The sequence below is a fragment of the Candidatus Methylomirabilis sp. genome, from assembly GCF_028716865.1.
GTDB lineage: Bacteria > Methylomirabilota > Methylomirabilia > Methylomirabilales > Methylomirabilaceae > Methylomirabilis.
Window position 1 is genome coordinate 45359 of sequence record NZ_JAQUOY010000015.1, and the last position, 22889, is coordinate 68247.

At 59.0% G+C, this 22889-nt stretch carries 23 protein-coding genes; 2 read left to right on the forward strand and 21 right to left on the reverse strand.

The genetic code is table 11. The features are described 5' to 3' along the window. Positions 1–37: 37 nt before the first annotated feature. The 6 genes from PHV01_RS07535 to PHV01_RS07560 all read right to left on the reverse strand — a co-directional run bounded on the left by PHV01_RS07535 (position 38) and on the right by PHV01_RS07560 (position 7564). A complete protein-coding gene (locus PHV01_RS07535) occupies positions 38–2674 on the reverse strand; it encodes a PEP/pyruvate-binding domain-containing protein (RefSeq protein ID WP_337290541.1) in 2637 nt (878 codons plus the stop codon). Beyond that, on the reverse strand, positions 2608–3576 hold the full coding sequence (locus tag PHV01_RS07540) for a peptidase U32 family protein (protein WP_337290542.1): 969 nt from the start codon (positions 3574–3576) through the stop codon (positions 2608–2610). Before PHV01_RS07540 ends, PHV01_RS07535 begins: the two co-directional genes overlap by 67 nt. A 105-nt stretch (positions 3577–3681) precedes the next feature. Then, on the reverse strand, positions 3682–4641 hold the full coding sequence (locus tag PHV01_RS07545) for an ABC transporter substrate-binding protein (RefSeq protein WP_337290543.1): 960 nt from the start codon (positions 4639–4641) through the stop codon (positions 3682–3684). Between the two features lie 25 nt (positions 4642–4666). Then, complete coding sequence (locus tag PHV01_RS07550; protein WP_337290544.1) at positions 4667–5719, reverse strand: peptidase U32 family protein; 1053 nt, start codon at positions 5717–5719, stop codon at positions 4667–4669. Then, positions 5662–6618, reverse strand: a complete 957-nt coding sequence (locus PHV01_RS07555) for a peptidase U32 family protein (RefSeq protein WP_337290545.1) — start codon at positions 6616–6618, stop codon at positions 5662–5664. The genes PHV01_RS07550 and PHV01_RS07555 overlap by 58 nt, the downstream gene beginning before the upstream one ends. A 25-nt stretch (positions 6619–6643) precedes the next feature. Continuing rightward, positions 6644–7564 (reverse strand): peptidase U32 family protein, encoded by a 921-nt coding sequence (locus tag PHV01_RS07560; protein ID WP_337290546.1) that lies wholly within the window; start codon positions 7562–7564, stop codon positions 6644–6646. A gap of 886 nt (positions 7565–8450) precedes the next feature. Here PHV01_RS07560 and PHV01_RS07565 point away from each other — a divergent pair. After that, complete coding sequence (locus PHV01_RS07565) at positions 8451–9782, forward strand: ATP-binding protein (protein ID WP_337290547.1); 1332 nt, start codon at positions 8451–8453, stop codon at positions 9780–9782. A gap of 141 nt (positions 9783–9923) precedes the next feature. Here the strand turns inward: PHV01_RS07565 and PHV01_RS07570 are convergent, their stop codons facing one another. The 5 genes from PHV01_RS07570 to PHV01_RS07590 form a co-directional block, all read right to left on the reverse strand. Next, positions 9924–10250 (reverse strand): nucleotidyltransferase domain-containing protein, encoded by a 327-nt coding sequence (locus PHV01_RS07570; RefSeq protein ID WP_337290548.1) that lies wholly within the window; start codon positions 10248–10250, stop codon positions 9924–9926. A gap of 62 nt (positions 10251–10312) precedes the next feature. Beyond that, a complete protein-coding gene (gene hisC / locus PHV01_RS07575; protein ID WP_337290549.1) occupies positions 10313–11419 on the reverse strand; it encodes a histidinol-phosphate transaminase in 1107 nt (368 codons plus the stop codon). 14 nt (positions 11420–11433) lie between these two features. Next, positions 11434–12117, reverse strand: coding sequence for a LuxR C-terminal-related transcriptional regulator (locus PHV01_RS07580; RefSeq protein ID WP_337290550.1), 684 nt, complete (start codon positions 12115–12117; stop codon positions 11434–11436). 103 nt (positions 12118–12220) lie between these two features. Continuing rightward, on the reverse strand, positions 12221–12586 hold the full coding sequence (locus PHV01_RS07585) for a hypothetical protein (protein WP_337290551.1): 366 nt from the start codon (positions 12584–12586) through the stop codon (positions 12221–12223). Between the two features lie 69 nt (positions 12587–12655). Beyond that, positions 12656–12982 (reverse strand): BON domain-containing protein, encoded by a 327-nt coding sequence (locus tag PHV01_RS07590; RefSeq protein WP_337290552.1) that lies wholly within the window; start codon positions 12980–12982, stop codon positions 12656–12658. A 133-nt stretch (positions 12983–13115) separates the two neighbouring features. On the opposite strand from PHV01_RS07590, the gene pdxA reads away from it, so the two are divergent. Further along, positions 13116–14150 carry a 4-hydroxythreonine-4-phosphate dehydrogenase PdxA gene (gene pdxA, locus PHV01_RS07595; protein WP_337290553.1) on the forward strand — a complete coding sequence of 345 codons (1035 nt, stop codon included), beginning with the start codon at positions 13116–13118 and terminating at the stop codon, positions 14148–14150. Positions 14151–14173: 23 nt separating this feature from the next. Here pdxA and PHV01_RS07600 read toward each other — a convergent pair whose 3' ends face one another. From PHV01_RS07600 to PHV01_RS07645, 10 genes are all read right to left on the reverse strand, one after another. Further along, on the reverse strand, positions 14174–14758 hold the full coding sequence (locus PHV01_RS07600) for a Spy/CpxP family protein refolding chaperone (protein ID WP_337290554.1): 585 nt from the start codon (positions 14756–14758) through the stop codon (positions 14174–14176). Positions 14759–14868: 110 nt separating this feature from the next. Continuing rightward, a complete protein-coding gene (locus PHV01_RS07605) occupies positions 14869–15882 on the reverse strand; it encodes an MBL fold metallo-hydrolase (protein WP_337290555.1) in 1014 nt (337 codons plus the stop codon). 23 nt (positions 15883–15905) lie between these two features. Beyond that, on the reverse strand, positions 15906–17474 hold the full coding sequence (locus PHV01_RS07610) for a SagB/ThcOx family dehydrogenase (RefSeq protein ID WP_337290556.1): 1569 nt from the start codon (positions 17472–17474) through the stop codon (positions 15906–15908). A gap of 109 nt (positions 17475–17583) precedes the next feature. After that, positions 17584–19002 carry an aldehyde dehydrogenase family protein gene (locus PHV01_RS07615; RefSeq protein WP_337290557.1) on the reverse strand — a complete coding sequence of 473 codons (1419 nt, stop codon included), beginning with the start codon at positions 19000–19002 and terminating at the stop codon, positions 17584–17586. Positions 19003–19225: 223 nt separating this feature from the next. After that, the gene (gene moaA, locus PHV01_RS07620; protein ID WP_337290558.1) at positions 19226–20272 is read right to left on the reverse strand and encodes a GTP 3',8-cyclase MoaA; all 1047 of its coding nucleotides are present in this window, start codon (positions 20270–20272) and stop codon (positions 19226–19228) included. 120 nt (positions 20273–20392) lie between these two features. Next, complete coding sequence (locus PHV01_RS07625) at positions 20393–20701, reverse strand: non-heme iron oxygenase ferredoxin subunit (RefSeq protein WP_337290559.1); 309 nt, start codon at positions 20699–20701, stop codon at positions 20393–20395. Between the two features lie 126 nt (positions 20702–20827). After that, positions 20828–21169, reverse strand: coding sequence for a ferredoxin family protein (locus tag PHV01_RS07630; protein WP_337290560.1), 342 nt, complete (start codon positions 21167–21169; stop codon positions 20828–20830). A gap of 67 nt (positions 21170–21236) precedes the next feature. Beyond that, a complete protein-coding gene (locus PHV01_RS07635; RefSeq protein ID WP_337290561.1) occupies positions 21237–21563 on the reverse strand; it encodes an iron-sulfur cluster assembly protein in 327 nt (108 codons plus the stop codon). Between the two features lie 164 nt (positions 21564–21727). Then, on the reverse strand, positions 21728–22180 hold the full coding sequence (gene sufU, locus PHV01_RS07640; RefSeq protein WP_337290562.1) for a Fe-S cluster assembly sulfur transfer protein SufU: 453 nt from the start codon (positions 22178–22180) through the stop codon (positions 21728–21730). Next, a partial coding sequence (locus PHV01_RS07645) for a cysteine desulfurase (protein WP_337290563.1) occupies positions 22180–22889 on the reverse strand: 710 nt, incomplete at its 5' end. The genes PHV01_RS07645 and sufU, both read right to left, overlap by 1 nt.

Genomic DNA, 22889 nt, shown 5'->3' on the forward strand with positions numbered 1-22889 from the left:
GGCTACAGTGAGGAACAAAAGGGTGCAGCTTCAGGACCTACGGCCTCTCAGGGGAGATCGGACAGTTCAACAGGGAGACCTTCCCGCTGCTGCCATCTATCCTGACCTGGCTCTTATCCGGGAGCAGCAACGAGGCGTTTTCTAATATCACGGCAGGAACTCCACTCTCACGGGCCAGGCACGCGCCGTGGGCGAGGATGCCGCCGGTCTCCATCACCAGTCCGGCCACCCCTCTGATGTGGAGGAACATGCCGAGACTCACCGCCGGAACGACAATGACGTCATGAGCTTGGAGGCCGTTCCCGTTGCTCAGTGAGTCGAGCCTATCGGGGTCGATAATTCGGACCCTCCCCACCGCTTCGCCGGAAGAAACAGGAACAGCCTGAAATTCCTGTGAGGTATCAAGCCTTGGTGGCCTGCCGATCTCTTCAAGCGAGTTCTCGAAGATGACCCTCGGCATCCACTTGCGCCTTGCGAATAGCAGGGCGATCTCCCGTTCCTTGCGTCTGACCTGTATCGTGTCTCGCGCACGCTTGAGATCGCTGAGCAATTCCGGGAGCTCCGTCGGAAACAGATAGAAGACCTCGTCAGGCTCCAGTTCGAGTTTCCGGCCCAAGACCATCAGCGCCCGCCGAATGAGCGCATACTCTGCGACCAGGTAATACTTGATCGTCTCGCGAAACGGCAGGTATCGTTGGGCGTACTCGAGGTTCTTGAACAGCGTCCGGATGTCGAGCCGACTCGCGCCGGACTGCGCCATTCGATTTCGAACCTCCGCCTCGGCCCGCTCTCTGCGCTCTACTTGTTGAAACGATTCCACGGTAGGGTGATAATCGGTAGCCACGGCCTTCCTGAGCAATCGCTCGAGGCTCTGGGAATCGTCAGCCATACGAGGCATCGCAATCTCCAGTTCATTCGCGGCTAGATGGCCATACGTCGCGAGGAACTCCTCGCGCGACATCTCCTTTTGCGCAAGCCTTAACAGGTCGATCTCTTCCCGACCGATCTTGCTTCGCTCGAGTCCATGCAGCAGCTTCTCGATCAACCCATCGGCTTCCAGACCAAACCAACCCTGTAGTTGCCGCTTCACCCTGTCGGTGAAGAAGAAACCAAGTCTCGCCGCGACGACGTAATGTACGGCAGTCGACCACCTCAGGTGATCCAGGTAGCCTTGGAGCTTCGCAATGATCTCCCCACATGAAAGCCCTGTCAGCGCAACCGGTTCCTCCCTGGTCAGGTAGCTTTGGAGTTCCGGTTCTATTGTGTCCGAGAATTGCGTGTGATATGCCTCCCCCCACCTTATCATCCCGCTTAGAAATTCGAGAAAGCGGTCGTGGTACTTTCTGCCCTTATCTGGACCGAATCTCCCTACGGCCTCATCAAGGGTCAACTCCTGCTGATAGAGCCCGATCTCAGGATAATTGGCCAGGTGCGGTTCGGCCTTCACCTGGTTTAGATATGCCGTGATATCGAGGGGAAAGTCGACCTGGAACGTCTTCGCATCCAACTCAAGGTTGAAGTAGGGATGGCCACAGATGAGCTCGAACAGCCCTTCGGAGGTCTCGTCAGCGAGTGTATATCCAAGCCGGCGGCGGCCAAGCTGAATGCCGCCCTCATCACTGAAGATCGTCGTGAAGATTCCGAAGCTCATGGGCGTTGGCGTGGGCAGAATTTCGGCGATGTTGCCGTCGCTATAGATCGCCTCGCCGCAGGTGAGCTTCCCTTTTCGTCTCAACCCGGCGATCCGACGGCGTAGCCGGTCGATCTCCATCTGCCGATACCGTGCCGCCTTGCGTTCAAGCGAATCGCTCGTGGCCGAGATGGGTCGGCTCTGCAAGATGTGGGTCTGCCGTCCGGCGATGGCAAACTCGATATCCTGGGGATGACCGAAGAGCGTCTCCAGGGCAATACCGACATCAACAAGGCCGCAGAGCTGGGTCGGCGTGAGCGTCGCATCCTTTGCGACGATTCGCGTCTCCAGCACCTGGCCCTTTCGATCTACGCGGAACGTATCCCCCGGCACCAGGCCAGACACCAGCGGCTCGCCAAGACCGAATACGGCGTTGACGACGCACTCGTCTCGGCTGAAGGTGACCGGGTTCAGGGTGTAGATGACGCCCGAGACCTCAGCCTCCACCATCTCCTGCACGAGGACGGCCATGCCCCGCCCGCAGCCGTTCTCTTCCAGGCTCACCTGCTGCCTATACAAGGCAGTGCGTGGCGCCCGCAAGGAGCGGAGGCACTCCACAACAGCCTGGATCAGTTCCACTTCGGAGGCGACATTGACGCGCGTCGTGTAGATACCGGCAAAGCTGGCATGGCGGAGGTCTTCCAAGGTCGCCGAGCTTCGCACCGCTACCCGCTGAAACCCTCTTGCCCGATAGGCTGCAACAATCGCCGCCTGCAACTGCTCATCGAGTTCGATCTGTTCACCGGAAGATCGTATCGCCTCTTCACAGGCGGCGGTGGGGATGACGAACCCTCTTGGCACCGTGAAGCCAGCCCGCATCATCACACCCAGGTGCAGGGCCTTCCGCCCGACACGGGGCAGATCACCCTCCCGAACATCCTGAAGATCGATGATGCGGAATCGCCCCGTCATGTTTCTCAGGCGTCTGACTGCCCGGCCCGCCAGATACGGAAGCGGTCGCGCTGGACTCGCTCGACTTTCCATCTGTACTTCAACTGCTCCCATTCCGGCACAAAGTGTTCTATCTCAACAGAGGCTGGGGAAGCTTGGACCTCGTCGAGCACCTTCCGGTAAAACCTGGTAATATCCCGCATCACCCCATCCGGGTGCTCCCGTCCCGGGATCTTCAGGTAATCGACCCCCGCCTCGACGTAGTCCGGCAGTTCGTGGAGAATGAGTGACGGGCTGCTTTTGAGGCCCAGCCGCTTCGTTGGAGACCCATTCGTGCGGTCGAGATCCCATCCGGCCTGGCAGACCCGATAGCAGCTCCCCCCGCGATTGGAGCTGCCAAAGCAATGGTCTTTCCCTTCGGAGTCTACCCATCGCTCGAAGCGGAGGTAACTGCTCATCGTGCACCGGCCTGGGCAGATGATCCCCTCCTGAAGCGACGTAAAGAGGAAGACCTCGATGCCGACCGGCACCTCTGCCTTGATCGCGCGGATCTGGTCGACCTCTACGCCCCATCGATAGGAGAGGATGACGAAGTCGGCGCCGATCTCCTGGTAGAACCGCAGGTCCTCCCGGTTGCAGACGGCACACGTCACGCTGGCGTGGATATTCACTCCCGGAAAACGCTGGTGAAGTTGTCTGATGCACCCGATATCGTTGAGGATGAAGCTCGACAGACCCCAGTCGATGTATTTCTCGATCTTCTGGAACAGGAGGGAGATTTCCTGCGGACCAGGCACGCTGTTCAGCGCGACCTTCACCTCCTGCCCCCTGCTCCGCGCAAACTCGTTGATCTCGCGGATCTCCTCATCGTGGAGTTCATCCTCGGGAGGTCTCCGGCTCCAGCCCGCGGGACCCACATAGACGGCATCCGCGCCGGCTTCCAACACGGCCAAGGCCATCGCTTGCGTCCCCCCTGGAGCCAACAATTTCACCATGGTCCTTATCCTTCCCTGAAACAGCATTCAGCAGTTAGGGATTTAGACTGAAGGCTGAAGGGAAACTACTCAAAAACTTTCAGTCTTCAGTCTATTTACCTGCTGTTACTCTACAAACCCTGCAGCAAAGGTTCCTGGAGGCAACCGGTCGATACCGAGGAGCGCCCCTCCGCCTACCTTCAGGAGTTCGCCAAAGAGACGTTCAATCTGCCGAATGGTTGATTTATCCCAAGCGGTCATCACCCGTCGCCGCCAGCTATCGCGCAGGATCGTGAGAATCCTGGGATCGATCCCACCCATGACCTGCTCGCCCACCTCAACCCAGATCTCATCGTTTTTCTGCATGTATTCAGCCGTTTCACAGAACGCGCGGATAAAGCCGCGCAGCATGTCGGCGTTGCGCATTGCGAACTCATCACTCACGGTAAAAAGAGTAATCGGCACCGGACCGGTGATCCCGAGGTCTGCAATCAGGTCGAGCACATCCGCGATCTGTCGGTACGCTCCCGTCGCCACCAAGGGTGGGATCAACTGCCACCATTGCAGCGCGGCATCGACCTGCCCCCCCTTCAGCATCTCAGCCAAGGTCCCCTTCGAGAGCGCCTCGACCACTGTCGCTTCCTGCTGGGGATCAAAGCCGTACCGTTTCATGCACGCGGCCCTCAAGATGATCCAGTTCTTGTCGCGCAGCCGGACTACCCCGACTCGCTTTCCGCGCAGGTCCTGCAGCCCGCTGATCGATGAGTCGCAAGGGACGACGAGCCCGCCTGCGATCCGGCCATAGGGAAAGAAGGCTGTCAGGGAGAGGCCGTTTGCCCGGTGGCGGCCGATCGCAATCCAATCGATATCGATGAGATCGACGGCCCCCTCTTTAAGGGCCACCTCAAACGATTGAAACGCGCCGGTGATCTGATCCCGGACAAGAGTGATCTGCAGATCAAAACCGTGCTTGGTATCAAGCCCCAGCTTCTTCATCGCGTACACGAACCAGCGGGGGCTCCCGGTCGGCTCGAAGGCCGCTCTTAGGACCGGTAGTGCGGTTGTGCCGTCCTTTACGACCATCATTCCGATGCGCTCCCTTTTCTGTGCCTCACTGAGGACCCCTGACGCTTCCAAGCAATTGACCGACTCGCCTGGTGCGCTCCATCGTCCATCGCTTTCTCAGCTCTTGCCATTCTGGAACGAACGGCTGCAGCGATAGTTCGGCCCCGGATGCCACAATCGCATCAATCAGCCCCCGGTAAAACCGCGTGATATCCTGCATCAACTCTTCCGACCGCTCCCGTCCCTGGAGCTTGAGATAATCGACTCCCGCCTCGACAAAGCCAGGCAGCTCCCATAATTGGAGAAAGGGATCGTTCCGCAGCGTACTCTTGCCATCGAGTTCCGCAGCGGGCGCCGCCACCTCCCATCCCGCCTGACAGACTCGTGCGCAGCCCCGTGCGCCGCGATTGGCGGTACCGCTCAGCGCATCGTCTTCCTCGTCCGACCACTCCTTATAGACCAGGTAGCTGCTCATGATGCATTTACCGGGGCAGACGAGTCCATGAGGCATCGGCTGGAAGAGAAAGATCTCCACGTTCATGCCGACCTCCGCCTTGATCGCCTTGACCTCATCGGGCTGCAGCCGGTACGGCAGGATGATGCAACTTCCTCCGAGCGCCTTGTAAAAGCGGATGTCCTCGCGGTTGGTGACGGCGCTTCCGATACTGACGTGGATGTCAATGGTGGGGAAATGGCGTCGGACGGCCAGGATACACCCGGGATCTGAAAGGACAAACCCGGACACGCCCCAGCCGGCATACGCTTCGACCTTCTGCATAAGACGCGGCATTTCGGTGGGACCGGGCATGGCATTCAAGGCCACCTTGACCTCTCGCCCCATGGCGGCGGCTGATTCGCTAAGCTCTTTGATCTCCTCATCCGTCAGGTCCATCTGTGACGGTCGTCGGCTCCATCCGCGGGCGCCCACATAGACCGCATCTGCCCCCTCGGAAAGCGCCGTGATAGCCATTCGCTGGGTCCCGCCAGGGGCCAGCAGTTTCACCGTCTGCGTAGCAGTGCGTGTACTGAGCGTCATCGACGTCAGGCCTTCGCCCGCGCAACGAGGCGGTCGTCTCGCCTCCGCCGCTCGCTCGCCCATCGCTTCTTCAACTCCTCCAACTCAGGCGCGTACTGTGTTACCACCTCATCGGTTGGAAAGGTCTCCAAATCGTCCACGACCTTCCGGTAGAAGCGAACGATGTCCCGGACCAGCTCATCGGATCGATCTCTCCCGGGCACCTTGAAATAGTCTACGCCCGCCTGAACGTAGTCCGACAGCTCTTGCAGCCAGAGCTTCGGATTACCTTTCAGGCCGAACTTTCCGTCGATCTCCCGCTCATCGGCCGTCGCCTCCCACCCGACTTGGCAGACCCGCAAGCAATCCCCGCCCCGGTTGGCGCTGCCGTAGAAATAATCTTTCCCCTCGTGATCGAGCCACCGGTTGGAGCTGAAGTAGCTGCTCATCGTACACTTCCCCGGGCAGACGATCCCATCCAGGTTCTCGGTCCTGAACAGGAAGACCTCCAGGCTGACATCGATCGATCGCTTGATGGCCCGGACGTCTTCGATCCCCATTCGATACGGCAGGATGACGACACTGGCCCCCAGATCGTGATAAAACCGCACCTCAAGGGCATTGCTCAGCCCGGCTCCTACACTGACGTGGATCGTGATATCGGGGAAGTGGGATCGCACCTGGACCATCGAACCGATGTCGCTGATCATGAACCCGGAGACGCCCCATCCGGCGTACATGTCAACCTTCTTCAAGAGGAGCGGGACCTCTTCCGAGCTGGGCATCGTGTTCAGGACAACCCTCACGTGCTTGCCCTGAGCACGTGCTGCAGCGCAGAGATCCCGAACCTCCGCATCGGTCAGTTCAGTGTCAGAACCTCTCCGGCTCCATCCCCTGACACCCACGTAGACCGTATCGGCCCCCGCTTCCAGGACCGAGAAGGCCATCCGCCGCGTTCCCCCAGGCGCCATCAATTTCGCCATCGTCTATGCCTCCTGAAGCTCTTCATTACGCGGTCTGGGATAGCGCATGGGGGCTGAGATATTCCTGCCCGGATACGCCGAAATAAAATCCATTGCAGAGGCCGCTCTGCGACAACGATCTCGACTGATCCAGCCACCGCTCGGTGCAAGACTCCTCACCAGACTGGGCCTTGTGGAGCGCCTCCCGGTAGATCTTCCCGATCGTTTCAACGTAGGTCCCCGTTTCTCCTAGCGTATAAATGTAGAACAGGTTGAGGTCGCTCCGTATCAGGCGATCCAGGTACTCAAGCATACAGAGATCCTTGCCGCTCAGGTTCGCCCTCCCGATGCTCTTGAGTTGCCAATCTTCATGGGTCAGCCAGTGCCCCTGCGAGCAACTCTCTTCACAATTGGTCGGCACCTGACCGGTGTAGTCGGTGACGAAGCAGGTCCCAGAGATCGCCAGCGGGATCTTCCCGTGAACGGGCACCACCACCTGGACGGGCGAGTTATCCCGGATATAGATCAGCTCTTCCAGGCTTAACTCGGCATTCGGAAAGACCCGTTCAACCCCGTACCCTTTCAGCACCCGCGCGGTCTCGTGGGTGTAAAGGTTGCCGAAGACCCCCAGGTGGATAGGGATGTCGCCCAGAATCTCGCGCACGGTCTCCAACAGTCCCATGTTGTGGACCTCGACACCGTCGAGGGGCAGCCCCTGAGCGCCCCGGAGCAGCTCCTTGATCCAGACCAGGTCGCTGTCCTTCGGGATGGCATACAGGCTTAGATAGCACCTCTTTCCCATCGATTTGACCCGCTCTACCCCAAGGGCGAGGGTGTCGATATGGCGGGAGAAATTGCCAGGATAGAGGGGACACGTAAAGTCTCCCAGATAGAGCGCGTCGTACGCGGTCAGATCGATCTCGTGTAGCTGCTTTGGACCAGGGATGTGCGTGGATAGTTCAAACATCTCCGCCTCCGCGTTCGTTTTGAAATGAGTAGCAAGGACGCTGTAGTCCAATAGTAGGACTTGAAGGGACAATGCACATCCAGTGCCAACCGTCCTCAAGGCGGATTATGTAACTATTTGATTATAAATACTTAGCCTAGCATAATGAGGAGTGTCGCCGGACTACGTCAGCGGAGAAAGATAAGCAATGGGGCAAAAGCCCCAAAATGAGTGTTCTGCCCCATATTAGTCTCACTTCGCGGCAGAAAGAGGGTGGCATTCAGAAAGGGTGTAAAAGGTTGCAAGGCGCGTCTACCCGTGTCGAAGGTCGAGGGGATGAGGTGAATGTGGAGATTGGGGGAGGGCTGTTTTTCCATAAGAGCCGAGACTTTCCGAAGACTTTTCAGTAAGGTCTCAGAGTATCGCATGGGTGATAAACATCTTACCCCCACAGATTGCGAGTTGTGGCGAATCGGCGATTCGCCGATTGCTCCGAAGTTCGACAACCCGCGCGCCAGGTGGCGGCGCGCCTTCGGCTGCTGAAGCGAAGCGACCCTACGCACGATGTTCTTCTCGCTCTGTTCGCTCGACGCGGTCCATATCATCGAAGGGGCCGGAAATCGCTTCTTGCTGACCAGATCTCCGCGTGCTGGGGTGATGTCTTCGGTAGCCGGGTCATCGCTGCCGCCATTCCTGATCACTTCACGGCCTTAAAAAATTGGAGCGGTAAGAATCAGGTGCCACTATCAGAAGGATGGCTTCAGCAAGATCTGTCCTTCTCACGAGGACACCTTAATCGGCATGGGCGGTCCGAAACAGTTCGTGCCGCATCCGGTAATATCGCTTGACACTTATTGGCTATACTGGCTATATTTGTAACCGGATGCGGTAGTCACTGGAAACATATATGTCCGGGGGCGATCAGTTGATTGAGACGATCAAATCCATCATCCTGGACTTCCAGGAAGCCCCGCTGGAGACCGGGGTGCCCCGGCGTGTGCGTATCGAGACCGTTCACGGCAAGGCCGCCGTCTGCATTGGGGTGCGGCGAAGCGGCAAGTCGACGTACATGTTTCAAATGATCCAGCGGCTGCTGGACAGCGGGGTCTCCAGGCAGAACATCCTGTACCTGAACTGTTTCGATGACCGCCTCCACACCCTGCAGCAGGACCATCTCGGTCTGATCACTGAAGCCTATTACTCCCTCTATCCGGAGAAAAAAAACACCGAAAAGGTCTACTGCTTTTTCGACGAGATTCAGGCCGTTCCCGGATGGGAGCGCTTCGTCGACCGCGTGATGCGGACGGAACAATGCGAGGTCTATCTCACGGGCTCGTCGGCCAAGATGCTCTCAAAGGAGATTGCCACGCAGATGCGCGGACGGGCGCTCTCATGGGAGCTGTTTCCGTTCTCGTTCAGGGAATTCCTGGACTACAAAGGCATCGAAAGTGAGGGCGCGCTGTCGACGAAGAAGCGGTTCCTCATTCAGAAGACCTTCGAGACCTACCGGGAGACCGGTGGCTTCCCCGAGGTCGTCGGCCTTGGCCGAAACCTGCGGATCAAGACTCACCAGGAATACTTTCACACCATCCTGTTTCGAGATTTGGTCGAGCGCCACGACGTCTCACACCCCAAAGCGGTGACCGATCTCGCGCACTGGCTGGTGGATAACACGGCATCGCACTACTCCGTCAACAGCCTCACAGGCTATCTCAAGTCACTGGGCCACAAGGCGCCGAAGTCAGCCGTATCGGATTACCTGGAATGGTTCGAGGATGCCTATTTCCTATTCACCGTGCGCATCTTCGACCCGTCGCTCGCACGCAGCAACACCAATCCGAAAAAGATCTACTGCGTCGATCACGCCCTGGTCACGTCGGTGTCTTCGGGAATTCTGGTCAACTCCGGGCATCTCCTGGAGAACCTCGTGTTTACGGCTCTTCGGCGCTTGTACCCGGAGATTTACTACTACAAGACGAAGACCGGACGGGAGGTCGACTTCATCGTCCCGATGCGTGGTCAACCGCGGATGTTGGTTCAGGTATGCGAGTCCCTGGCCGACCCGCAGACACGGAAACGAGAAACAGCGGCGTTGAGCGAGGCGATGGCTGAACTCAAGCTCACAACAGGAACCATCGTGACCCGGAGCGAGCATGAGCGAATCGAGGTGGACGGTAGAACCATCGAGGTCGTTCCGGCATGGCGCTTTCTCCTCGACCTACCGGAATCAACGGGCTAGCCACAGGTCCCTGTACACTTCCGCTGACTTTCGTAGATGCCGACCGTTGTGTCAAAACGCCTTTTCGCGTATATGGCGCAGCCGGTTTCGAGGCGTACCCGTCGTAAGCCCAGGGAAACTGAGATGGAGGCTCCTTCACACTTACGGGGTGATTGCGACACCATGCATCAGGACGTATGCGGCGAGACTGGCGGGTTCAGGTTGGTGCAGCGAGCGTGCGGAAAAGAAATGGAGTGTGATATCATCGCCTGCCTTCTCTTGTACCAGGGCTGTGGTGTGCGCGCGGGTAGTAAGGTCCCACGACTCGATGTCCTCTAGAAAGACCGCGAGATCGATGCCGCTCCATTCATCGGCACTTCCCTCCACCCACGGACCAAACAGGTAGGCCGCCGCTACAGGGGTATAGCGGGACAGCAGCTCCACTGCGTACCGGGAGCGGTGTTCGATCACAGCATCGATGTCAGCCATCGCACTACCTCCTCCGTGTTCTTACTACCTGCCGCGCCCACGGTGGGCGAAGCGTGGCGAGTTCAGTGGGTTGAGAATACCTCGCGGAGGGCGGAGACAAAGCGTTCGTTGTCACGGGGGGTGCCGATGGTCACTCTTAAGGATGTCGAGAGGCCATAACGGGTGAGGGGGCAAACGGCTATCCCCCTGTCCGCCAAGGCGCGAACCACCTGTTCCCCGTCCCGTTCGACATCGACGAGGATGAAGTTCGCCGCTGTCGGTGCGTAGCGCAATCCAAGCTCCTCGAAGGCCTGGTACAGATACCGCTTGCCGGCCTCATTGAGGCGCTTCGAGCTGACGAGGTGCACCACATCGTCTATGGCGGCCAAGGCGGCTGCACTGGCCAGGGCATTCACGTTAAACGGCTGCCTCGCCCTGTCGATGAGTGTAATGCAATCGGGCGGGGCGATTGCATACCCGATCCGCAATCCTGATAACCCATAAATCTTGGAGAAGCTCCGTAACGCGATCACAGGGCGACCCTCCTTCGCGTAGCCCACGGTATCAGGCTGAAGCGCATCCGGGACATACTCACGATATGCCTCGTCAAGCAGGACGATGACCCCTTCCGGGAGCGCCTCGACAAAGGCGGCGATGTCGTGAGGCGGGACGCAGCTTCCCGTCGGATTGTTCGGGTTGCCGATGAAAACCATCCTGGTCCGGGGCGTGATCCGTTCAGCCATTGTCTGAAGATCATGACGAAATGCTTTCAATGGGACTGATACCCGTTGACCTCCCGCGGCCTGGACGACCCGGCCGTAGAAGGCGAAGGCGGGATCGCCCATGATGGTCTCTATGCCGGGGCCGAGGAAGCACCTCGCGCACAGATCGATCAGCTCACTGCTGCCGTTCCCCAGCGCGACATGCGCGGCAGACAGCCCGAGCCGTTCGGCCAACCGCTCCTTGAGAGCGTGTCCCTGACAATCGGGGTAGCGGTTGATGCCCTGCAACACCCCCCGTATCGCCTTGACCGCCAGCGGCGATGGCCCTAATGGATTTTCGTTGTAGTCGAGCTTCACCCAATCCTCACTCACCGGCTCTCTGCCACCCTCCTCAAACAGTCTGCCATGGCGATAAGGGGGCAATCCTTTCAGGTATGGGGAAGCCGCATCTTCAAAGCTGGAGGACATAAGCCGGAACGGGATTAGAAATGCTTGTAGCGGAAGGCAACTGCCACGGCCTCGAGTTTGGTGTGAAGGCCGAGTTTGGCGAGGATCTTCTGGGTATGGTTACGAGCGGTGGTGGTACTGATGTGAAGCTGTTTCGCAATTCCCTTGGCACTTTCGCCACGGGCGATGAACCGGAGGACCTCCTGCTCTCTGGGCGTTAACACCTTCAAGGGAGAGGCGCTCCCTAGAGGGCTCATTCTGCCGCCATCCGGGAGGTCTCCTTCGCCTCCCAGCAGCGATTGTACCTTGCCGAGGAGGATCTCGGTCTCCACCTGCTTGGTCACGTCGTGAAAGATGTGGACCATGGTGAAGAGGCTCGGCGCGCCGCCAGGAACAACGATAGTACTGACGTGGAGCCAGAGGGGACGCCCCGCCTTGGTGTGAATCATGATCTCACGCCCCTCGACCGGCTCTTCATTCCTGGCCGAGGTGATTGGGGAGCAGTCAGCTCCACACAGTCGGCACCCTGTTCGGTTTCGTACAGCCCAGACCTCAGAACAGGGCCGTCCCATGACCTCTGCGGCCGTGTACCCCACAAGGCGCTCAGCCGCCTCGTTCCACAGGGTGACCATGTGGTCCTGATCGACGCCGAGCGCCCCATCGGCCGCACTTGAAAAGATGCCCGTCAGTGAACCATTCATCAGACCTGTCGCGTCCATTGTCTGCACCATGCAGTGTGTGAATATTTGACTAGGAGGTATACTCGTTAAAGATACCGAAGCCCACCGGAAAAATCAAGGAGACGGCGAACCGTAATAGTGATCATTCTTTGAGCGAAATCGGCTTTTGCTGCTCCTCTTGGTTACTCACCGCAGGCTTCTGAGGTATCTGGTCAGACCGGAGATCGGAAAGATCCATTGCCGAATGTTCTGCGACTTCCTCTGCGGTAGGACCAAGCGGTGTCAACCTCTGGAAATCTAATGAGACGCGGTCCACCTCCGGCTCACTTGAATTCTCGACAACTTTTTGAATCTTACGCTTCGTGATCCGTCCGAGAAAAAGACCGAGCAGAAACGCGATGAGAATGATGCCGATAAACTGGAGTACCGGGACTGAAACTGATGAGATCCCCAGGAAGTCAATGAAGGCAGCAGCCAGATCAAGCGCACTTCCAGTTTTTGCCCACATATTGTCTCGCGCAAGGATCAGATCATTTCGACTGCAGCATTTCGGTGAGTGCTAGAGCAGAAAAGGCCGCTACCTGCTCTTAATGACCAGCGCCGACTGTACTTCCCTGACGCCAGACACTTCCCGGGACAAGGCGACCGCCCGATCAACTTGGGCCTGAGAATTGACAAACCCAGCCAGAATCACCCGTCCGCGGAAGGTCTCTACCGAAATTGCGAAGCCGCTGATTGTAGGGTCGCCAAGCAGTTTCGTCTTGACCTTGGCGGTGATAGCCGAGTCATCGAGATACTCCCCGGTGCTCTCGCGGGTGGCCGTGGGAGCGCAGGCCTGAAGAAGAGGGAAGGCGGCAGCAAGAGCGACGATGAACGCGATGCTGGTTCGGCTTGGCAGACGCATCAGTTCCTCCTTCGATTATTCTATCCGCCATTACAGGCACCTACGAGCGTAGCGATACAGAGCCACTATACCAGAAATGCCTGGGGAGAAGAAGTGGTTTGTGCTATCATTTCACTTACTTTCAGGAGGAATCATGCCCAGGCATATACGCTTTCGTCCATTTTTAGGACTGACCATTGGCGACCCGGCAGGAATCGGTCCGGAAATCGTAGCCAAGGCTGTCACACACGAGGAGGTGCGTGCGGCCTGCCGTCTACTGATCATCGGCGAGGCTGAAATCATGCGGCGGGCCATCAGGCTTTGCCGCCTTGACCTCCTTATTCGATCCATCGCCTCCCCGGTTGAGGTCACAGCAGACCCGGGCTGTCTTGAGGTGCTGGACTTGAAGAACATTGATATCGCAAACTGCCCACCAGGCGTCCTTGCCCCCCACTGTGGTAGAGCAGCGGTGGAGTACCTCAACAAGGCGATCGACCTCGCGATAGCGCGCGAACTGGACGGCATTGTGACCGGCCCCCTGAACAAGGAGGCGATGGCCCTGGCGGGGTTCAAGTACGATGGCCAAACGGAGCTGTTCGCCGAGCGGACCGGCACCAAGGAATACGCCATGCTGTTGGTCGTCGGGCGAATGCGGGTTCTCCATGTCTCGACCCACACCTCGTTACGAACTGTCTGCGACAAGGTGAAACAGGCCAGGGTCCTGACGGTCATCCGCCTGGCTCATCAGGTTCTCTGCGATCTCGGATCACGGAAGAAGCGAATCGGCGTCGCCGGCCTCAACCCTCATGCCGGTGAGAGTGGTCGATTTGGGCGAGAGGAGATAGAAGAGATCATGCCGGCGATCGAGGCCGCCAAGGCCGAGGGAATCAGGGTAGGCGGCCCCTTCCCTCCTGACACCCTGTTCCATCGGCTTAAGCTCGGTGAATTCGACGCCGTCGTCGCCATGTACCATGATCAGGGCCATGTCCCGCTCAAGCTGATCGGGTTCCACCGTGGGGTCAATGTCACCGTAGGTCTCCCCATTATCCGCACCTCAGTGGATCATGGCACCGCCTTCGACATCGCGGGGACAGGGACCGCAAATCCTCGCAGTCTGGTGGAGGCGATCCTGCTGGCTACGAAGTTCGCCCATCGCCGGCACAAGGCAGCCCACACCCTCGACGTATAGTGGGGGCGATATCGATTCCCCGGTCACCGCGTGCCAGGGCGCATCGGAGGGGGCATGCCGGGGCCCGGCATCCTCATTCCCATGCCACCCATCATCCATTCGTGGCCTAATCGCTCGAACTTCTCCGCCTGCTCCGGTGTCAGTACCGCCTTCCCGGCCTCGATCGTCTTGACACGACTCACGCGAAGCTCAGCCTGTAGCATTGCACTCTTCTTCGCCAGCGTCTCCACCTTGGCTACGTCCACCTTATCCTGCTCCAGCAAGCCGTTCAACTCCAGCTCTGCCACATCGATCTCCGCGGTCCGCTTGATCGACTCCTTCTCGAAATTGGCTCGAAGCTCTCTGAGGGTACGCTCCTGATCCGCGGTGAGTCCTAACTGGTCTTGCCACATCAGCATCTGGCTGATGAGCGGCCATTCGTGGCCCCCCCGCCTATGGAACGAGGGGTCTATCCCCATACCCCGCATCATTTCGGGAATCATCCGGTACCCCGTCATCCCCGGTCCACCCGCACCCTCCTCGGCTGACGCAACATGGTTCCACATCGGTGGAATCGCCGGCCCCAGCACACCCACCAGAATCAGCGCGGCTATCACAATTGCTCGCATAGTGAATTCCTCCTTATCAAATGGTTAGTTTCACGGATCCATGTCCGCCGAGATAACCCAATACCCGATCTCAACATCCTTCACTGTGACACCAAATACCGGAACAAGGTTTAGCCCGAGCGGACCGGGCCACCGAACACCTCAGCGGCCTCATGATAGAGAGCCTCCGGGCACTCCTGATATCGTGGGGAAAAATGAAAGATCACCAACTCCTTTACGTTGGCCTCGCGAGCAAGCAGTCCGGCCTGCCGCGCCGTCAAGTGGTGTCGCTCGGTCGCATGATCCCGATCCTGTTCCAGATACATTGCTTCGCAAAACAGGATATCGGCGTCATGAGCAAGAGCGACGATCTTCTGCCGATTCTCATCGGAATAGAGCGTATCGGTAACATAGACCAGCCTCTGACCGCTCGTGATGGTCACGATCTTGTCTCTCAGGTCACCGAGCAGCAACTCCTGGAATGCCTCGCCGGTCGCATCCTCGCATGGGGCGCGGACCACCGTATCGTCCGGCGCGCCTGTGCGGACTAGTCGCTTGAATTCGGTCAGCCATGGCCCGGTCAAAAGACCGAGGTACTTCAGCCGTTCAGGGTCGATATTGATCCGCTCCACTTCACCCAGGGCAAAGGCAAGACACGGGATCTTGTGATCGAGATGTACCGCCTCGACCCGGAACAACGGATCGTCAACCAGCACGCCGGTAAACGGTGAAGACGGCGGCAGATCAATCCGCTCGAAGCGAGCGCCACATGGAAAGCGGGCAACCGCGATCTTCTCCGCGCTCACCTCGTGAACCTCGAATACAAGGGTATACCCCTCAACCAAGTTCCAGATGTAGCCGGAGAGCTTTCCTTCGACGTTCGAGATGAGGCCAGGCGGTCCGAAGAGACGAATCGTTTGGTCGCGACCGAGGACGGTCCGCAGTAAATGATCGAAGCCGATGAAGTGATCGACGTGGGTGTGAGAGACAAAGATGTCGGTGACCTTCAGCAGCTCGGCAGACGGCTGCGTCGTCAGGTCACCGAGGTCCAGCAGAATAGCGCGCCGTTCCCACCTGAGCCTCACAAAGAGGCCGGGATCGCCGAACACCTCATTGAGGAGCCTTGGTTGAAAGAGATTGGTCATGGGAGCGACACCCGCACCCCCTCTCAATCCGCCCCTGGTCTCAGACGTGTGATGCGCCCATGGACCCGCGCCGAATGCCCCAGCGCCAGGGCGAAGAGCGTAGCCTTCCCTGCGGCATGGGGAGAAAAGAACTGGGTCACGTCGTCGTCGTAAAAGGTGGTGCCCGTCGCGCCTAATCCCAGGGCGTATGCGCAGAGGTACATCTTCCCGCCGACGATCCCCGCCTCGAGCTGGGCGGCGCCGTAGCCACGATTCCCGTAGCGCTCGATGATTCGCTCCAGGTCCGCGAGGAAAAAGACGACGACGCTCGCTTCGATGCCGAGGCCCTGCTCAAGGCAGAGGTAGCCTGCCTCGCGTCGAAATGTGCCCTCCTTCAAGAGCTCAAGCGCCTGCTGTGATGACGAGAAGTAGAAGGCCCCGGTAGGGAGATTCTCGACGGAGTTGACGATAAGGTAGATGTCCAGCAAGGTCGTGCTCGGCCCCCCGAGAAAGTCCGCCGGGATCCCTCGACTGGATCGCTCAAGGATGGTGGAAAGCTGCTGGAATGAGATCGGCAGTTGAGCGAACTGGCGCGTGGAACCCCTGCGGAGAATGGCCTCGCCGAGGGTCCGGATGGGACGCTGCTCCCGCTCAATGGGGTAAAGAGGAAAATATTGGTCGCCGAGAGGCGGCGAGGGTCTCGGAGCAAAGGCCGATCGCCAGGCTTGAACCTCCTCCTCATTCAGCAGCATGGAGGCAGCACGGATCTGCGTGATCAGCGGATAGTCCGTCTCTCTTTTCGAGAGCGGGACGGTTTCGGGCGCAATCGGCAGAATCTCCGGTGGCTCCACAGCAGGCGAGTGTGCCCCAATCGGGACAAGGCAGAGACTCGCCTCGCGTTCGTTATCCAGACCAAGGAGGTGGTCCACACGAGCATCCATGAAGCCTGTCACGACCCGAGATGTAAGCTGCGCGGAAACAGCCGTAGCCAGGAGGTTAGCCAGAATCGTTCCGCCGTTCCAGTAGAAGTGGCGATAGGCCCTCGCCTGGTACTTCCAGGCGTTCCGCCAGAAGATCGCCGTCAGCACCAGGATGACAGGAGCGGATGTGATCGTCTTCTCTCCGGCCGTCGCACGGGTGAGCTCCCCCCGGAGATCCCCCGCCCGCAACCGACGGAGCGCGAAGTCGGCCGGGCAGAAGTGATAGACCCCGGCAGATAGCCCAGGGAGATCGCCACAGACGGCATAGATCTCCACCTCATACAACGCACCGGTACAGGAGGCCGCACGAAAGTCATGCTCCTCGCCCCCGGGGTAGACCTTCTTCTTGGTGAGACCTGCACAGAAGAACAGGACCTGCGCCAGCCCGGTCAGGTCAAGCGCGCTCGTCCCGGCCGGTTGGAACGTTGAGATGGTGTCGAGAGCCTCCGCGGCCGGCGGCGTAATATCACGCGGAAGCGGGATAGCAGGCAGGGTCGGATAGAGCTTGAAGAGGAGAGGTTTCTGCTCCCAGTCCAGGAAATGGCTTCCCAGGCGAATACTCCAGTAGGAATGCTTCGTTGCCGTGTGATAGTCGTGGGCCGCTTTGATGTCGCGGTTGCTAATCGGGCACAAGGGACTCGCACCCCCTTTTTCGCCATACCTCGCACTACCATATCATACGCCTGAATCACACCCGAAGCGTGTCGTAAAACTCAGCATTCAGCGTAAGATGTGACAATCGTCAGCCGGCCAAATGGAAGCAGACCAGTTTCAGTTCCGTCATCTCCTCCACGGCATAGCGCGGACCCTCCTTGCCGAAACCGCTCTCCTTCAGCCCCCCATAGGGCATCAGGTCGGCGCGCCATTGAGGGCCCCAGTTGATCATCAGGTTGCCCGCCTCGACCTCGCGCGCGAACCGCATCGCCCACTCCAGGTTCTCGGTAAAGATACCGGCCGCCAAGCCGTAGATCGAGTCGTTGGCCAGCGCAATCGCCTCGTCGATCGTGTCGAATCGTGTGACCGCAACAGCCGGTCCGAACAGCTCGTCACGAAAAAGCCGCATGTCGGGCTTGACGTCGGCGACGACCGTGGGCATATAGAGAGCCCCCAGACGTTCCCCGCCCGTCAGGACCCGCGCGCCGCCTGTCACCGCCTCATCTATCCACTCCTCGATCCGGATGGCGTCCCGCTCGCGGACCATCGGACCAACCTTGGTCCGCTCGTCCAGAGGATTGCCGGTAATAAGCGCCTTCACCTTGGGTTTCAGGGCATCCAGGAAATCATCGTAGACCTTCCCGCTGGTCAAAACCCGCTGCGTCGAGATACAGACCTGCCCGGCGTTCGAATAGCCGGTCGCCGCCACGGCAGCAGCAACCTTTTCCAGATCGGCATCGGGCATGACGATGACGGGCGAGTTGCTGCCAAGCTCCATCGTCACCTTTTTAATCCCCGCCATCCGGCAGATCCGCTCACCGATATCACGGCTGCCGGTAAAGGTGATCTTGCGAACCCGCCGATCTCCGCACAGCGCATCGCCGATCTCCGCCCCCAAGCCGGTCAGGCAAGCAATTCCTTCGGCCGGCAGACCAGCTTCCAGCAGGATCTCTGTCAGCTTCAACGCCGAGAGGGGGGTATCGGTGGCCGGCTTGATGATGACCGCGTTGCCTGCGGCCAGGGCGGGCCCGACCTTGTGACAGACCAGATTCAGCGGGAAGTTGAAGGGACTGATCGCGGCTACGACCCCGCACGGGACACGCAGTGTAAATCCGAACTTGCGGGAGCCGCCAGGGGCCCCATCAAAGGGAACGGTCTCACCGTGCAGGCGCTTGGCCTCCTCGCCGGATAAGGTCAGGGTCTGCACCGCCCGACTCACCTCAAAGCGCGACTCGGCCAGGCTCTTGCCTTCCTCGAGGGTAATGGTTCTGGCGAACTCCTCGCTCCGAGCCTCGATCAGATCTGCCGCCGCTCTCAGGATTCGATAGCGATCGTAACCGGGAAGCGCTGCCATCGTCCGCGCGCCACGGACGGCGCTCTCCAGGGTCTTCTCTATATCGTCCAGACCCGCGCGCGGCACGGTATCGACCACCGATCCATCGTACGGGTTCAGGACGTTGATCTTCTCTCTTGTGTCGATCCATCGGCCCGCCGCGTACATCCGCATCGCCGTTTCCCTCCTCCTCCAGCCGCCTCCTTCTTGCTCATCACAAGACACGGCAGGCGCTCCGTGCATTGACCCGTTGTATATTCTAACAGGAGGTAGTCATTACGAGGCCAGTGATGGCTCACACACAAAGCAGAGAGATGAGGCAGCGGGAGGCGATCTGATACACGGCGCCTGTCTTGGGCAGGATTTCCGTGGCGGGAAAGCAGGCTCCTAACCCCGCCTATCCTCCCCTTGTATGCATTTCAAGATGGGGGTCTGCTCTAAGCCTCTCCACCGGAATCAACACCTCTCTAGACCGCATCTCTTTCCGCTCTTCCGCGCCGCGATCGCTTCGCCTAGTCCATCCCGAGACGATCGTGGAGATGAGTTCCGCTTTCGAGACCCCCGCCCTCAGCGGCGACCGCAGGTCGATCCCGTGTTGGGCGTACAGGCACAAGTACCACGTCCCATCAGCGGTGAGCCGACTCCTGTCGCAGGTACGGCAGAACGGCGTCGTTGTAGACGCGACGATGCCGAACACTGTCCCATCCGGCAGGACGAACCGATCGGCAGGCGCAGCGCTCACTGGAGCGACAGGTTCAATGTGGCCGTACCGTCGCGTGAGAACCTCAAGGATCTGAGCCCTGGAGAAGACCCTATTCATCGACCACAGGGTCGCCCCGCCCACATCCATGTACTCGATGAAGCGGACCTCGGCGCTGATCTGCCTGCCAAACTCCAGCAGATCAATGAGTTCGTCTTCGTTGACCCCCCGCATGACCACGGTATCAATCTTCAATCCCGTGAAGCCGACCTGCCCCGCAGCCTTGATCCCATCCAGCACCTTATCGTGAAAGTCTCTTCGTGTCAGCGCCGTGAAACGATCGGGACGAAGGGTATCCAGGCTCACAGTCACGCGGTGCAAGCCGGCGTCATACAGCGACTGCGCGGATTCAGCTAATAAGACTCCGTTAGTCGTGATGGCAAGATCCTTGATCCGCTGGTTATGTGCAATCATCTTGACCAAAGCCGCAAGGTCTCTGCGGACGAGTGGCTCGCCTCCCGTAAGGCGAACCTTGTCAACGCCCAGCTCTGCAAAGATATCCACCAGGCCGCTCACCTCTTCCAACGTCAGGATCTCCTTGCGCGGAAGCCAGACGTATTCCTCCTCAGGCATACAGTACTGACAGCGCAGGTTGCACCTGTCGGTGACCGACAGGCGCAGACTGCGAAGAGGCCTGCTCAATGTGTCAAGAAACGTTGGGGGGTGTTCGGTATGGTGGTTCATCTACGCGTACTCAAAAAAGCCGTCAGCAATTAGGGGCTAGGGGTTTAGGCGGAAGACTGAACTAACCTAAAAACCTTCAGCCTTCAGTCTGTCTACCTGTAGTGCTGATCGCTTCTCCACTCAGAGCTCCACTTCGATATCCGAGCCGTTTACACGACTCCGGTAGTAAGATACTGATACCTCCGCGGGAGGCCTCACCACCTCTCCGTTCGTCACGTTGAATTGAGCCCCGTGCCACGGGCACGTCACAATGTTCCCTTCAACCTCGCCTTCAGAAAGAGGGCCGCCTTCATGGGTACAGGTATCATCGATAGCATGGTAGCTCCCACCAATCTCAAAGAGGGCAATGGTCTTACCGTCGACCTCCACTTTCTTAGTCTGTCCGGGGCCCAACTCGCCGGTTGTTGCTACCTTCACAAAACTTGCCATCTGCTGACCCCTCTCGCCTCATACCTCAGAAGCAGGGTAGAGGGTTTGGGGTACAGGGTAAGGGATAGAACGTTGGCTAACCCCTACACCCTCTACCCTCAACCCCGCCCCTACGTACCCCGCCGGCTAGTGCTTTGGGGGATACTTCTTGTAATAGAGGTTGGCGACGCTCCCTTCCTCTTCCTTCTGAGCTTCCCACGCCGCTCGCTGCACCGCCACCGGCAGGGTATGTCCATCCTTACATGCATCGGCGTTCATCTGGGTGAAATGTTGCCACTTCTCCGGTACTTGGCTCGCTTCAAAGATCGCGGCAACCGGGCACTCCGGCTCGCAGGCGGCGCAATCGATGCACTCCTCCGGGTGAATAAACAGCAGTTCCTCACCCTCGTAGAAGCACTCCACCGGACAGACATCTACACACGCATGGTCTTTGGTGCCGATACATGGATCGGCGACAACGTACGCCATCGTTCTTCTCCTCGTTGGTTAAGTGGTTTGGGTTGACTGACGCTCTCATGCACGCACGAACCTACTGCTACAAGAAGCCAAGCTGAAGCTTGGCGGCTTCGGACAGCCTCGATGAATCCCATGGTGGATCCCAGACCACCTCGACCTGGGCATCCGTTACGCCAGGAACGCACCGTACCTTCACCTCGACCCCCGCCGGCAGTTCCGCTGCGGCCGGACAATGAGGCGACGTAAGGGTCATCACCACTCTGGCCAGGCCTGAGGGCTCCACCTTCACCTCATAGATCAGCCCCAGATCGTAGATGTTGACAGGAATCTCGGGATCATAACAGGTGCGCAGGGCCTCGATGACCTCTGCCTCAATCTCACTCGTATCTACAGACGGGCTTTCCATGAGACCTCCTGCCTGAGACCAGCTCTTATGGCTCGCGTAGTACCAGACACTTCCTTACACATTCCGTTCGCCCTGAGCCTGTCGAAAAGCAACTTTGCCGTTCCTGCTTCGACAGGCTCAGGGCGAACGGTCAAAGTGAGCAGTGTTGGCCTTGACGAAACATCCTATTCCGTCGAGGCGATCTGTTCTTTCCCCTCCAGCGCGGCATGCAGGGTATGCCAAGGCAAGGTCGCGCACTTGACCCGAACCGGGAACTCTCGCACGCCCGCAAAAGCGGCCAGCTTCCCCACGACGAGTGGATCAGCCACGACGCTCAGATCGGCCGTGACCATTTTATGAAAGGTCTCAAAAAGGCCCTCGGCTTCTGCTGTCGTCTTTCCCTTCACCGTTGCAGTCATCACTGACGCAGACGCTTTCGAAATCGCGCAGCCCGAGCCCTGAAAGGCGATATCCTTGATCACATCATCCTCGACAAGCACGTACACCCTGATCTGATCGCCGCACAGCGGATTATAACCGTCCGCGGCGCGATTCGCGCCTTCCAGCTTCTGAAAATTCCTTGGCCGCTTATTATGGTCAAGGATGACCTCCTGGTAGAGCTCGCGCAGGTCCGACATCAGCCGAACAGTTCGGTAACCTTGTGGATCGCCTTCACCAGCGCATCGATCTCGTCTCGCGTATTGTAGAACGCGACTGACGCCCTGGCGGTAGCCGGCACGCCGAACCGCTTCAGCACCGGCTGGGCACAGTGATGACCGGTCCGGATCGCAATCCCCTCCTGATCCAGGATCGTACCGATATCGTGCGCGTGGATATCGTCAAGAACGAAGGAGAGGATGCTCGCCTTCTCTTTGGCGGTCCCGATGATCCGCAAGCCCGGGATGGCGGAGACGGCGTCCGTCGCGTACGTCAGCAACTCGTCCTCGTAGGCGGCGATCCGATCCAGCCCGATGCGGCTCATGTAATCGATCGCCGAGCCGAGCCCGATGGCGCCTGCAATGTGGGGCGTCCCAGCCTCGAACTTTATCGGCGCCTCGTTGTAGATCGTCTTCTCGAAGGTGACCGAGAGGATCATGTCGCCCCCACCCTGGTATGGAGGCATGGCCTCGAGGTGGCGAGCCTTGCCGAACACGACGCCGATGCCGGTGGGACCGAACAGCTTGTGGCCGGAGCACACATAGAAGTCGCAGTCCAACGCCCGCACATCCACCGGCAGATGGGGCGCGGCCTGGGCCCCATCGATCAGGACGGGCACACCCCGCTCGTGCGCCATCTCAATCACCTGCCGCACCGGGTTGATCGTGCCAAGCGCATTTGAGACGTGCG